At 69.3% G+C, this 12,249-nt stretch carries 10 protein-coding genes, 1 pseudogene and 1 riboswitch; of the genes and pseudogenes, 6 read left to right on the top strand and 5 right to left on the bottom strand.

Annotated elements, in window-relative coordinates; genetic code table 11:
• The 5 genes from MJ785_RS16870 to MJ785_RS16850 form a co-directional block, all read left to right on the top strand.
• Positions 1-1,434: acyltransferase domain-containing protein (locus MJ785_RS16870; RefSeq protein WP_239381715.1), on the top strand; the 1,434-nt coding region annotated here is incomplete at its 5' end.
• Positions 1,431-2,237, top strand: a complete 807-nt coding sequence (locus MJ785_RS16865) for a thioesterase II family protein (protein WP_239311610.1) — start codon at positions 1,431-1,433, stop codon at positions 2,235-2,237. The genes MJ785_RS16870 and MJ785_RS16865, both read left to right, overlap by 4 nt.
• Positions 2,221-3,624, top strand: a complete 1,404-nt coding sequence (locus tag MJ785_RS16860) for an NAD(P)/FAD-dependent oxidoreductase (protein WP_239311608.1) — start codon at positions 2,221-2,223, stop codon at positions 3,622-3,624. Before MJ785_RS16865 ends, MJ785_RS16860 begins: the two co-directional genes overlap by 17 nt.
• A complete protein-coding gene (locus MJ785_RS16855) occupies positions 3,621-4,757 on the top strand; it encodes an AfsA-related hotdog domain-containing protein (protein ID WP_239381713.1) in 1,137 nt (378 codons plus the stop codon). Before MJ785_RS16860 ends, MJ785_RS16855 begins: the two co-directional genes overlap by 4 nt.
• Positions 4,758-4,975: 218 nt before the next feature.
• The gene (locus tag MJ785_RS16850; RefSeq protein WP_239381711.1) at positions 4,976-5,749 is read left to right on the top strand and encodes an SDR family oxidoreductase; all 774 of its coding nucleotides are present in this window, start codon (positions 4,976-4,978) and stop codon (positions 5,747-5,749) included.
• Between the two features lie 28 nt (positions 5,750-5,777).
• On the opposite strand, the gene MJ785_RS16845 is transcribed toward MJ785_RS16850, so the two are convergent.
• The 5 genes from MJ785_RS16845 to MJ785_RS16825 form a co-directional block, all read right to left on the bottom strand.
• Complete coding sequence (locus MJ785_RS16845) at positions 5,778-6,623, bottom strand: helix-turn-helix transcriptional regulator (RefSeq protein WP_255724422.1); 846 nt, start codon at positions 6,621-6,623, stop codon at positions 5,778-5,780.
• 619 nt (positions 6,624-7,242) lie between these two features.
• Positions 7,243-7,995 carry an SDR family oxidoreductase gene (locus MJ785_RS16840; protein ID WP_239311576.1) on the bottom strand — a complete coding sequence of 251 codons (753 nt, stop codon included), beginning with the start codon at positions 7,993-7,995 and terminating at the stop codon, positions 7,243-7,245.
• 467 nt (positions 7,996-8,462) lie between these two features.
• Entirely contained in the window at positions 8,463-8,846 is a 384-nt protein-coding gene (locus MJ785_RS16835; protein WP_239311578.1) for a transglycosylase family protein, read from the bottom strand.
• A gap of 7 nt (positions 8,847-8,853) precedes the next feature.
• A riboswitch (cyclic di-AMP (ydaO/yuaA leader) is annotated at positions 8,854-9,029 on the bottom strand.
• 469 nt (positions 9,030-9,498) lie between these two features.
• Positions 9,499-10,890: a multicopper oxidase domain-containing protein gene (locus MJ785_RS16830; RefSeq protein ID WP_239381709.1), complete on the bottom strand. Its 1,392-nt coding sequence runs from the start codon at positions 10,888-10,890 to the stop codon at positions 9,499-9,501.
• Positions 10,891-11,291: 401 nt separating this feature from the next.
• Positions 11,292-11,960, bottom strand: coding sequence for a haloacid dehalogenase-like hydrolase (locus tag MJ785_RS16825; protein WP_239311584.1), 669 nt, complete (start codon positions 11,958-11,960; stop codon positions 11,292-11,294).
• A gap of 62 nt (positions 11,961-12,022) precedes the next feature.
• Between MJ785_RS16825 and MJ785_RS16820 the strand changes: the two are divergent.
• Positions 12,023-12,249 (top strand): annotated as a pseudogene (locus MJ785_RS16820) (hypothetical protein); the annotation flags it as partial.

Genomic DNA, 12,249 nt, shown 5'->3' with positions numbered 1-12,249 from the left:
GGCCAGGGCTCGCAGTGGCCGGGCATGGGGCGCGGCGTGCTGGCCGCTTACCCGGTGGTGCGGGCCGAGGTCGAGGCCTGCGACCCGCTGATCCGCGGCCTGACCGGGTGGTCGGCGCTGGCCGAGCTGACCGCGCCCGAGGAGCAGGCCCGCTTGCACCGGACCGAGGTCGCCCAGGTCACGATCGGGGTGCTCGCGCTCGGGCTGGCCGCCCAGTGGCGGGCGTGGGGCGTCGAACCGCACGCCGTGGCCGGGCACAGCATGGGCGAGATCATCGCAGCCCGGCTGGCCGGCGCGCTCGAGCGCGACGAGGCGTTGGGCCTGCTGGTGCGCCGAGCCCAGCTGACCGAGCAGGCGGCCCGCGGGGGCCGGATGGCCAGCATCGCGCTGCCCGCGGACGAGGTGCGGCGGATCGTCGCGACCGACGGCGGGCTGGTCTCGGTAGCCGCGGTCAACGCGCCCCGTTCGACCGTTGTGTCCGGCGAGCGGGCGGCGGTCGAACGGGTCACCGACCGCGCGCGGGCCCTCGGTGCCGCGACCCGGCCGCTGCGGGTGGATTACGGCTTCCACAGCCCGTTGCTGGCCGCGGCCGCGGGCGCCCTCACCACCGCGGCACCGGCCGGGCATGACGCTGATGGCCCGGCGCTGTACTCGACCGTCACCGGCAGGCGGATGCGGGGCGGTGACCTCGACGGCGAACACTGGGCCCGCAACCTGGGCGACGCGGTCCGGTTCCAGCCGGCGCTGGAAGCCCTTGCCCGCGACGGCGTGACCGTGTTCGTCGAGCTCGGCGCCCATCCGGTGCTGCTGCACGATATTGGCACCACGCTGGAGGCCATCGGTGCCCCCCACGTTGCCGTGGGCAGTCTGCGCCGCGACCGGCCGGCCCGCGAATCCCTGCACCGCTCGGTGGCCGGCCTCTACCAGGCTGGGCTCGATGTGCGCTGGGACGCTGTGGTGGGGCGACCGGCCCGCCGGGTGAACCTGCCCCTGTACCCCTGGCAGCGCAGGCGGCACTGGCTCGACGTCCACGGTGGCACCCCGCCGGCCGTGGCCGCGTCGGCACCGGCCGCCGTCGCGGGCCAGGATGCGGCCCCGGCCCCGGCCCCGGCCCCGGCCCCGGTCGAGGTCGAGGTCGAGGTCGAGGCGACGATCGCCTACCTCCAGCGGCGCGTCGCCGACGCGCTCGACCTGAGCGACCCCGCCGGGATTGGCCGCGATGCCCAGCTCGAGGAGCTGGCCATGAGCTCCCTGATGATCGTTGAGTTGAAGAACCAGATCGAGCGCGACTTCCTGGTGACAGTGCCGCTGCAGGCGCTGTTGGCGGGGGGCACCGTTGAAGACATCGCCCAGCGGCTGGCCGGCGGCTTCGCGGCCGGTGGGAGCCGGCCCGGAACCGGCAGCGGCCGGGCACCGCTCGGGCGCGGGGCATGAACGTCAGCGTCCCCCGCACCACCGCGTCGCAGATCGTGGCCCGCGCGGTGCCGCATCCGGAGGCGGTGGTGCACCCGGAGGCGATACGGCTGGTGTGTTTCCCCCATGCCGGTGGCGGGCCGACCGCCTACCGCGGCTGGCCCGCCGGGCTAGCCCCCCACATCGAGCTGTGGAACGCGACCATGCCAGGCCGGGGCCGGCGCCGCGACGAACCACCGGCCCGCGGCTGGGACCAGCTGGTGGCCAGCTTCGCGGCGGCGATCGCGGCTGAGACGCCACCACCGTACGCGCTGTTCGGGCACAGCCTCGGCGCGCTGGTCGCGTTCGAGGTGGCGCGTTGCCTGACCGTGGCCGGCGTCCCGCCCACCCACCTGTTCGTCTCGGGACGGGCCGCGCCCGGCCGGCGCGAGCCGTCCGCCGTCCCGCCCACCGACGACGAGCTGATCAGTTACGTCGACCGGTGCTACGGCGGGATCCCAGCCGCCGTGCGGGCGGTACCAGAACTGATGGAACACTTCGTGCCGCTGCTGCGGGCCGACCTCGAACTCGCCGCCAGCTACCAGTTCCAGCCAGGGCCGTCGCTGCCGGTCACGATGACGGCGCTGGCCGGCGATCGTGACCCGGCGGCCCCGGCCGGCGGTGTCTCCGCCTGGGCCGGCCAGGCCGGGGCCGGGTTCGAGACCCATGTGTTCCCGGGCGGCCACTTCTTTCTCCATGACCAGCAACAGGCGGTGCTGCGGCTGGTGCGGCGCCGGTTGACCGCAACGCAGCGAGAGAGGCACCAAGATGACCGAGCGGTTTGATGTGGTTGTCGTGGGAGCGAGGTGCGCCGGTTCGCCGCTGGGCGCGCTGCTTGCCCGCCGCGGCCTGAAGGTGGCCGTCCTGGAGCAGGTGACATTCCCCCGCCCAACCCTGTCGTCGCACGTCATGCAAGCAGACTCACTGGCGTTCCTGAACCGGCTGGGCGTGATCGACCAGGTGCGGGCGACCGGGGCGCCCTTCATGTCCCGGTGCGATGTCCGGCTCGGCGACTTCCGTTTCACGGCCGGCTTTCCGCTCCACCTGGGCGATGTGGGCGGAGCGGCCGCGGTCCGGCGTCACCTGCTCGATCCGATCCTGGCCGGCGCGGCGGCCGACGCCGGGGCGGATGTACGGCTGGGGACCCGGGTGACCGCGCTGGTAACCGAAGGCGGGCGGGTGGTCGGCGTGCGGGCGCTGCGCGACGGCAGTGAGAGCGAGATCCGGGCCGGGCTGGTCGTCGGTGCCGACGGGCGGGACTCGACCGTGGCCCGGATGACCGGCGCCCGCCGTTACAACGTTACTGAGAGTGAGCGAGTCTACTACTGGACCTATTTCGAGGGTGCGAACCTCGGCGCCGCACCGACGTTCGTCTTCCACCGGTGGGGCGACCGGCACATTTTCTCCGGGCCGGCCGACAGCGGGCTCTACCTGGTCGGTGTCTCTCCGCGGGAACACGAGGTCGAGATGTTCCGCCGGGATCTGGCAGGGTCGCTGATGGCCCATGTCAACAGCTGCGCGCCGATCGCGGACACGCTGCGCGATGCCAACCGGGCCACCAAGATCTATGGGATCCTGCGGTTCGAGGGCTACTTCCGGGAGGCGTCCGGGCCTGGTTGGGTCCTGGCCGGCGACGCCGGGCACTTCAAAGACCCGGCCGCCGGGCGTGGCATCGGTGACGCATTCCACCAGGTGGAGACTCTAGCGCCGATGATCGAGTCCGGGCTGGCCACCTCACGGGCCGCGCTCGACTCGGCGATGGGTGACTTCGTGCGCTGGCGGGACAAGCAGTACAGCTCCTACTACTGGATGGCGGCCGACTTCGGCCGGCTCGGAGCGGTGCCGGTCGTGTTGCCGGCGGTCACCCGCCGGCTCTACGACAGCGGGCAGATCAACCGGCTGTTGGAGATGTTCGCGCATCGCGTATCACCGGCGGAGCTGCTCACCCCCGGCCGGCTGGTGGGCGGGGTCGCCGCCGTGCTGGCCGGCGCGTCCGGTCGCCGTGGCCCGGCCGCTCGCGAGATCGCCAGCCTGCTGGCCACCGAGGCCCGGCGCCGCCGGCTCAACAAGCGGCCCGTGTTCGCCGCTACGGCCGCGAACCGGGCCGACCGCCGCCTCCGGTCAGGACAGCCTGATCCCGATGCCCGTCTCGAGTGGGAGCTGACACCATGACCACGCATGATTTCGACGCTGACCACGGGTCTGCCGGGACGGGACCACGGGGCTCCAGCGGCAGGGCCGCGGAGGGAGGCGCCCTGGGCTGGGCGTCGGCCGAGGACAACGACGCCAGGCGCCACCCGGACGCCGCGAGCCGGACAGTCCTGTTGCCGGAGCCGCTCAGTTTCGAACAGACCGTGCCCCGGGCGATCGCTCACCGGCGGGCGGTGGGCGAGGTGTTCGTCACCGACTCCCGTCAGCTCGCCGACGACGACTTCCTCTGCGCCATCCAGCTCCCGCGCGGCCACAGCCTGTGGGCGGACCGCGCCCGCGGTTTCCACGACCCGTTCGCGGCCGCCGAGGGCGCCCGCCAGAGCGCCTTCGTCGTGTTACACCGCTACCTCGGCGTCCCGGTCGGGCTGCCGTTCAGCATGCAACGCTTCGCCTTCGAGGTGCTCGACCTGGCCGCTTTCCGGGACGACGAGCGGTGGCCGCTGGCGGCGGTGCTGCGCTACCGGATCACAAACCTCCAGCTGCGCGGCGGTGAGCTGGGCAGCCTCACCCTGACCGCCGAGCTGGCGGTCGATGGGGCCCCGGCCATGACCGTCAGCGGGGATGCCGTGTTCATGTCCCGCGACGACTACGAGGCGCTGCGGGCCTTCCAGCGGGCCCGCAAGCCGATCGAACCGGGGCGGATCCCGCCGCCGGCAGCGCCGATCGACCCGGCCGAGGTCGGCCGCCGCGATGTGCGCAACGTGGTGATCGGGGAACCGCTGGAGGGGGCTGGGGACTCGGATGTCATCCGCCACCCGGTAGTGATCGACCGGAGCCACCCGGCGTTTTTCGACCACGACTACGACCACGTGCCCGGCCCCTTCCTGGTCGAGGGTTTCCGGCAGGCCGCGATCGTGGCCGCCCTGCGCGCGGGCCTGGTCGCTTCCCCGTCGGTGGCGATGGCCGGGCTGCTGGTCGACTTCGCCGGCTTCGGTGAGTTCGAGGCGCCGCTGGCGCTGTCGGCGGTGGCCGGACCGGTGTCGGCTGGCGGCTGCGTGCCGGTCGAGGTGACGCTGGAGCAGTTCGACGAGCGGATCGCGCACGGGCGAGTGGACCTGCGCCCGTTCCCGGGCCCCGCGACGGGGGCGCCATGACCATGGCCAGCAGCCGCATGGTGGGCGGCCACCGCGGCATGCCGCTGTCATCGGGAATCGGGCAATGATCAGAAAATGATCAGGCCACGTGGCCGACATGGCGGCCGAGCCGCCTGCGGCACGCGGCGCCTGTCATGCTTTATTATGTCGGCACAGACATGTGGGAAAAGACATCCGGGCGGGCCCGGCGGTACCAGCGCGGCAGCGAAGGGGACGGTATGGATCTCGGCCTGCGGGGGAAACGCGCGCTGGTGACCGGCGCGTCCAAAGGCATCGGCGCGACCACGGCCGAGGTGCTGGCCCAGGAGGGCTGCGACCTGCGCTTGGCCGCACGCAGCGAGAATGTCCTGAGGGAGGTGGCGGCGAAGATCCGGGCCAACTACGGCGTCGACGTGGCTGTCCACCCCGCCGACCTGCGTGCGGCCGAGGACATCGCCCGGCTCGCCGAGGCGTCGGCCGATATCGACATCCTGGTCAACAATGCTGGTGACATCCCCGGTGGTTCGCTGGAGAACCTCGACGAAACGGCCTGGCGATACGGCTGGGAACTGAAGGTGTTCGGCTACATCAACCTGACCCGCCTGGTCTACGCACGGATGAAGGCGCGCGGCGGCGGGGTGATCGTGAATGCCATCGGAGCGTCGGGGGAGCGGCACGACCCCGACTACATCGCCGGCAGCACCGCGAACGCCGCGCTGATGGCCTTCACCCGAGCGCTGGGCGGTCGCGGGCCCCGGGACAACATCCGGGTCGTCGCGGTGAACCCGGGCCCGGTGGCCACCGAACGGATCACGACGCTGATGAAAGCGGTGGCGCACAGCCGGTTCGGTGACGAGTCCCGGATCACCGAAATCATGGCCGACTTCCCGCTCGGGCGCTGCGCGACCACCCGGGAGATCGCCGACGCGATTGCCTTCCTGGCTTCGGAGCGCTCCGGGTACACCAGCGGGACCGTCCTCACGGTGGACGGGGGTTTGTCCGCCCGGGGGTGAGCGAGCAGGCCAGTCAGTCACCGTCTGGTCAGGCCACTTCGACATCGAGTGACATCGAAGCGATGATGTCGGCCAGTTTGTTCAGTGTCTCGGGATTGCGAAGGATCTGGATAACGACACTGAGTCGTGGATCATCAGCGATATGTAGTCGGACGTAATCGGCGGTGAACGTCCCGGCTGCCGGGTGGTGCCAGTTCAACGCCCCGGAGCGGAACGTTTCCAGCCGCCGGGTAGCCCAGGCCTGGCGAAACTCCGGGCTGGCCGCTTCGATCCGCCGGATGAGGTACTGAAATTCCGGGTCATCGATGGCATCGGCGCTCTCCGACCGCAGCATCGCGGTGAGCCGGCTGACCTGCCCCTGCCAGTCGGGAATCAGTTCGTGCATCCACGGGTCGGTGCACATCAGCCACACAATGTTGCGGTCCTCCGGCGGCAACATGTCAAGGTGCGGTAGCAGCGCGACCACCCCCTTGTTCCAGGAGAGCAGATCGAGGCGCCGATTAATGATATACGCCGGGTTCGGTTCGAGCCGGCGCAGCAGCCGGTCGTAGGCAGGGGAAATCTTCAACGGGGCTGGCGAGCCGGAGAGCGGCTTCTCACCGGCAAGCTTGAACAGATGCATCGTTTCAGCCGCGGACAGGTCGAGCGCCCGTGCGATGGAATCAAGGACTTGCCGAGATGCACGCACCGGACGGCCCTGCTCCAACCAGGTGTACCATGTTGTGCTCACGCCAGCACGCTCCGCCACCTCTTCTCGGCGTAATCCCGGGGTTCTCCGGCGTCCCCGCGGCGCGATGCCCATTTGATTGGGGCTCCGACTTTCTCGACGATTCCTCAAGAATTTCCCGAGTTCCCGGTTCGCCGCTCCGCTCACAGTAGTTCCTCCCAAGGGGTCCCGCCTCAGCCAGCTGCCGCACTATCAATACCGACTTTTAGCACATGACACCAAAAAGGGTGCACTATGTCTACCTGGTGACAGGATTTCGATAGGGGCCGCCTACGGGCCGCTGCCCAGATCCGCGTGAGCGGAACTCGCGCGCTGGGCTCCCGCCTCGGGTCCTGGTGTTGGACGCGCATCAGGGAACAGCCGTCCCACAATAACGCCGCCGCTGACGAGCAACCGGTTACTGACCTGCGAAAACAGCAGCACCGCAGGTCAGGATAGGTGTCACATAGGTGCCACAGGAGAAGATCTTGTTCTTCCTTCAGGAGGAGCGACCAGGAGGAGCGACCGGCAATAGGGGCGCGGACCACGGAGCGGGGCTGGAGCGCCTGCCTCGCGAGCCGAAGGAGGACGCGCCGGAGGTGGTGGGTGGCGACCGACGAGCCGTCGGGTATCCGCGCATCGCGCGGCAATGGATGGAGAGCATGGATGGGCAGCGATGACGCGGGACGCCTGCCCCCGCCCCGCGATAACCTCGGCAATGTCGCGTCCCCTACGGCGTGTTTTCGACACGTGCCCTGGTCCCGGGCGCTCTGAGCGGCCGGGACGGCTATCTGTTCAGCAGGCTGCCAATGGCCACCCGCAGTACCTCGGGGAACAGCCGCTGGCCGATGGCCACCGGCCGCGCGATACCTGGGAAGATCCAGAAACGCCCTTTGTCGAGGCCGCGTTCGATCGCGTCGACGGCAGCGGCCGGTGTCATCATAGTGCGCTGCGAGACTGCTCGGGCTGCGGGCATGTCGTCGAGCATCGGGGTTGCCACCGCCGGTGGACAGACACAGCTCACCCGCACACCAGTCCCGCGAAGTTCATGCCGTAGCGTCTGAGCGTAAATGACCAACGCCGACTTTGTCGCACCATAGGGACCGTGTTGCGGCACCGGCAACCAGCCGAGAATCGACGAGAAAAGGACGAGCCGGCCCGATCCCCGCGCGAGATAGCCGGGTAGCGCGGCCGTCACCGCGTTGACTGTGCCCTGGTAGTTCACCGCCATGATCTTCGCGTGCACCGCGGCCGGGGTCTCAGCGATCTTGCCTGTGTACCCGATCCCGGCGGCCGTCACGAGCAGGGTGTGGTGCTGCGAGGTCACGACGTCGGCCATGGCGTCCGCATCGGTGACATCGATGGTGTGCGTCGTCACCTTTCCGGGCCCAGCGTCGTGGAGGACCTTGAGACCGGCTTCGTCCCGATCAACCGCGATAACGTCTGTGCCCTGCCGCACCAGCCGGAGGGCGAGGAGCTGTCCCATTCCGCTTCCAGCGCCGGTCACCAAGGCTCGACGGACGTCGTTCTTCGCTGTCATCGCTCATGCACCAGGTTTCTCGAGAGCCCAGCGCGCGGATCGAAAAAACCCCTGATGAGGCACCGCTCGCGCACGGTACGGTATTACGCCGCCCGCCTGAAGTCGAGTAGCCCCGCGGGGAGCCGGCGCGAACGAAAAACGGGCCCGGACAAGAAACGACGACACACCGACGGGGCCGTTTTTCCGGGTTTACCACAGACCGCCGCGGCGCGCCCGGCCCCCCAGCCGGAAGATCGATTGTGCGGGTACGCCCGGCCCGGTCCGAGAGCCGGAAGCAGGCGGCCGCTTGGGAGAGACCGGCCGTGGCCGGTCTCTCCCAAGGCTTCGCGAGAGCCTCCCGGTGAACCCGGGCCGGCCGCTCTGTCGAGATACCTGAGGCTATACCTGATATACACAGCGCTGGCGCTGGCGGATCTGACAGACGCCGTGGACGGCGCGAGGGACTCTCGCCGCGTCCTCTCCGGTCGCTAGGCCTTTCCGGCCCAGCAGTGCTTCGACGCGTACCAGGGGCTCGTGCCCTGCTGCGCGTACAGTATCCGCGCACGCATCCACTGTTCGGACACACTGGCGTTCTGCGGCAGGCCAGAGCCACCGACAGCGTGCCACGTGCTAGGCAGGAACTGGAACAGTCCGCCGGCACCGATCGAGTTGACAACCTTCGGGTTGCCGCCGGATTCACACTGTGCAATGGCGGCCAGCACACCGTCGTTGGACGGTGCCGCACTCGCTGGCTGGGACAGCGCGACGCTGCCGCCGCCGATGGCGGCGACGAGTGCCGGTACAGCGATCAGTACCCGAGCACGCGCCTTGATTCGACTGATTCCACGAGCGCCAGAACGTACATGGGACATATTGTGTTGATGTCCTTCCCCACGCCTGCGAGGTGAGCTGTCGGATTCGGGCTGGGACTGCCCGGCCGCGCTATGCGGCTTCACCCCGAGAACGCCTGGCTTCGACGTCCGGAAATGGTTCCCCCGTTCCTGCCACCGTATTGGTTGTCATCGGACGGGGGCAGGACTCGGCGTGCCATCCGATGCGCGCCTTCCCCTCGAAGGCACGGCGAGGACCATACGTGCCATGACCGCCCAGCAGGCAAGGCTCCGTGAAGAGGCACACAGTCCACAGCCGATGTTGCTAACCATCACGGCTGCCGGTAACGTGCGCGCACCCGCGCTTATCCATAGTTGGCCCTGGCCGGCTGGCGCAATTGTGCCGGGGCCGCCACCCAGCCAAAAAAACTGCCCCGCGCGGTAGGTGGGCAGGCGGGTCGGCTGCGTGGTTGTTCGCCGACGGTTGTTCGTCCGCCGTACGATGCCGCGGGGATCCTGCGCATCAACAGTGCCGTGTATGGTGTGGGCAATATGGCTGTCCGAACGCTGATGATCCTGGGCTCTCCGTGCGCGGGAGCCGCTTTCTGGGCGGCTGGCGGTTCTCGCCATATCGCGGTCCAGGCCTGTTGTGCGGCAGGAGCTACCGGCCTGGACCGCGATGAACGGCGCGGTTTCAGCCCATGGCACGACGGCGGCGACGGCGCACGATCCTGCGGGCGCCGATCGCCACCACGAACGCGATGATCGCGGACGCGGTGGGGACAGACGACGGGGGAACAGCTATCCCGCCTTCGCCCGCGGAGACAGCGCCCTTGGGCACCGGCATCGTTGTGGCCGACGGCCCTGGCGCGGATATAGCGGTGGCGGCAGTACCGTTGTTGGTGTCGGTGTCGGACACAACCTGGTAGCGGGTCAGCATGCCGGCGGTGATGTGCTCGTTCACGTGGCAGTGGAAAAGCCAGATGCCGACGTCGTCAGGCACCATGTCGGCCACGGCCATGGTGCCGGGGAGCAGCGGAACGGTGTCCATACGCATGCCGCCCACGATCGCGTCGTTACCGTGCCAGTGCGGCGTGTGCATATCCGCCTCGCCGCCCATGCTCATCAGGTACCACCGGACGTGCGCACCCTTTTTCATAGTGATCATCGGCTCGTTGCCAAAGACGTAGCCGTTGATGGCATGCCGCATGTTGGAACGCTCGAAATCAGCATCGTTCAGCGCCGGGTACGGCGGCTTGGCAAAACGGCGGAGATTCTCCTGAAGATACGGGCTCCAATTCTCGTTGACGATCGAGAACAGCGCGAAGATCTCGCGGTCGACGTCGACGGGGCTACCGTCTGGCCGCGCCTTCCCTTTTCCGGTGACAACCATCGGGCCGGTGAGCCCGGCATAGGTGTCGGTGACCTCGTTGGTATGGGAGTGGTACATCCACATGACCGAGCTGCCGTCGTGCGGGCCCGGACCCGCTCGATCGGGCACCAGCCAGGTGTACGTGTGCGTGCCTCCGGTGGGTACGGCGTCGTCGAGCTTGTCCACCCCGGAGGTGTTGTCCGCGTACGGCGTGCCCTCGTTCGCCTTGGTGTAGAAGACGCCGTGCGGATGCACGCTGTCAGAAATCCGGCAGGCGTTGCGGAACACGACTTTGATGGTGTCGCCGACCTCGGCGCGGATCACCGGGCCCAAAAAGCCCAGATACGCATCCTGCGGGAGACGCGGCGCCAGACCGCTGAAGCTGGCGTCGGTGTAACCACGGTAGAGACACTTGAGGTAACTCGTCCCGATCCGGCCGGGCCCGGACTGGACGTATGTCCTTGCTATCGGGTCGAATGCCTGGCCGGTGATAGCATCGCGTCCCTCGGGGGCGTAGTTCCAGACCACCTCGTCAGCACCGATGTAATAGGTGCGCACTCGACCGGTCGGGTGGAACTCCTGGCCGGCGGCGTCGTTCCAGTAGGATGATCGTTCTCCCGTCGCGCCCGTGCCGCCGGCCGCGGTGGGCCCGGCCGCGGCCGCGGGCCCGATCGCGGCGGGCCCGAGGGCAAGCACAAGCGCGCTCCCGACCACCGCTCTGACGCACATCCGCTGCCTGGCACGAACGGTCGTCTCCGCGGACCGTGACGACGACTGCCTCCTTACGCGTACCCGGCTGGCGGTCCGGCCGCCGATACCTGTGCGCCGCATGGCGCGCAACTTATCAATCACGGAGCGTGACAGTAACCCTCCGTGACTTCCCCTGCATAGTGAGAGTCCACAATCCGCCAAAGGATGTGGAAGATGGCACTACGCACGCGCACCGGTCGGGCAGCCGGTCGGCGACACATGCTGGACGGGGCGGGCAGGAGCTTTCAGGCTGCTCGTGGACCGGGTCGCGGATCGCCCGGCCGTGTTGGCAGCCGCATCGGACGCCCTGCCGCCGGAGCCTGCCAGCGGGCTGGCGTTCTCACGCTATCGTGAGCGGATGGGCCTCACCAGTGGACGATCCGCAGGCGCCCGCCCAGCGCCTGCTGTGCGCGTAGCGCGAGCCTCCCGTCAGGATTGACCAGCACCGCATGGTTGGCGGCGGCCAGCATGGGCAGGTCCGCCAGCGAGTCGCTGTAGGCGTGCTCCCACGGCGGCTCGATCCCGTGGGCGGCGAGCTGACGCGGTTTACGCGCTCCATGGTTGTGCAGGCTGCCCCGAGTAACACCGAATCGGCCCCAGACCAGCTGCGAGGAAATCAGTTCCACCTCGCCCAGGCCCAGCGTGTCGAGGAGCGTACGGGCAAGTTCTCGTTCACATGCTGTCACGATCACTACCCGATCGCCCGCGTCGAGGTGGCGGCGCAGTGTGGCGATGCCCTCGGGTATCGTCACGTCCCGTTCGGCCGGGAGCTCCCGGCCGAACGCCTCGGCTCGCGCACGGAACCGGGCGGCATCCAAGCCCAGCAACGCCAGCCGCATTATCATCCGTACCGCGATCGCGCGCAGCGGGCGTACCGCCAGCAGGGGCGTCACCGGCATGACCAGGGCCGCGCGCCATCGGGACCGCGACAGGTGCCGGCGCAGCAGCCGGGTGAACGTGTCACCACGCACCAGCACACCGTCCAGATCGAACAACGCGACCCCGGCGGTCGCGCGTTCAGGCGTCTCGCTCATGCGTGCATCCTTGTCGTGTTCGACGGCGGCCCGCGGAATACAGAATCTGGAACGGACGGACGGTGAGCACAAGCATGACCGAGGGCACAGCAGTCAACCAGACCGATCCGGTGACATGCGCATACCCTGGGTGCACGCATCCGCCGAGTGCTCCGGTCGGGCCCGGCCGGCCACCCGCGTACTGCGACGATTCCGCGCACAACCGGTTGTCGGCCTACCGCCGGCGGCGCGAGCTGTCGGCCGCGCCCGCGGCCGGCCCGGCAACCAGCCCGGCGCCGCTCTCCGGCGG

It is taken from the genome of Protofrankia sp. CiT1 (assembly GCF_917627335.1).
Lineage (GTDB): Bacteria > Actinomycetota > Actinomycetes > Frankiales > Frankiaceae > Protofrankia.
This window is presented reverse-complemented; position numbering and strand designations above follow the sequence as displayed.

Bases quoted from the DNA above. Each gene is read 5' to 3' on its own strand.
- MJ785_RS16840 (WP_239311576.1), bottom strand. From the start codon at position 7,995: ATGACAGCGAAGAACGACGTCCGTCGAGCCTTGGTGACCGGCGCTGGA.
- MJ785_RS16855 (WP_239381713.1), top strand. From the start codon at position 3,621: ATGACCACGCATGATTTCGACGCTGACCACGGGTCTGCCGGGACGGGA.
- MJ785_RS16860 (WP_239311608.1), top strand. From the start codon at position 2,221: ATGACCGAGCGGTTTGATGTGGTTGTCGTGGGAGCGAGGTGCGCCGGT.
- MJ785_RS16865 (WP_239311610.1), top strand. From the start codon at position 1,431: ATGAACGTCAGCGTCCCCCGCACCACCGCGTCGCAGATCGTGGCCCGC.
- MJ785_RS16850 (WP_239381711.1), top strand. From the start codon at position 4,976: ATGGATCTCGGCCTGCGGGGGAAACGCGCGCTGGTGACCGGCGCGTCC.
- MJ785_RS16835 (WP_239311578.1), bottom strand. From the start codon at position 8,846: ATGTCCCATGTACGTTCTGGCGCTCGTGGAATCAGTCGAATCAAGGCG.
- MJ785_RS16825 (WP_239311584.1), bottom strand. From the start codon at position 11,960: ATGAGCGAGACGCCTGAACGCGCGACCGCCGGGGTCGCGTTGTTCGAT.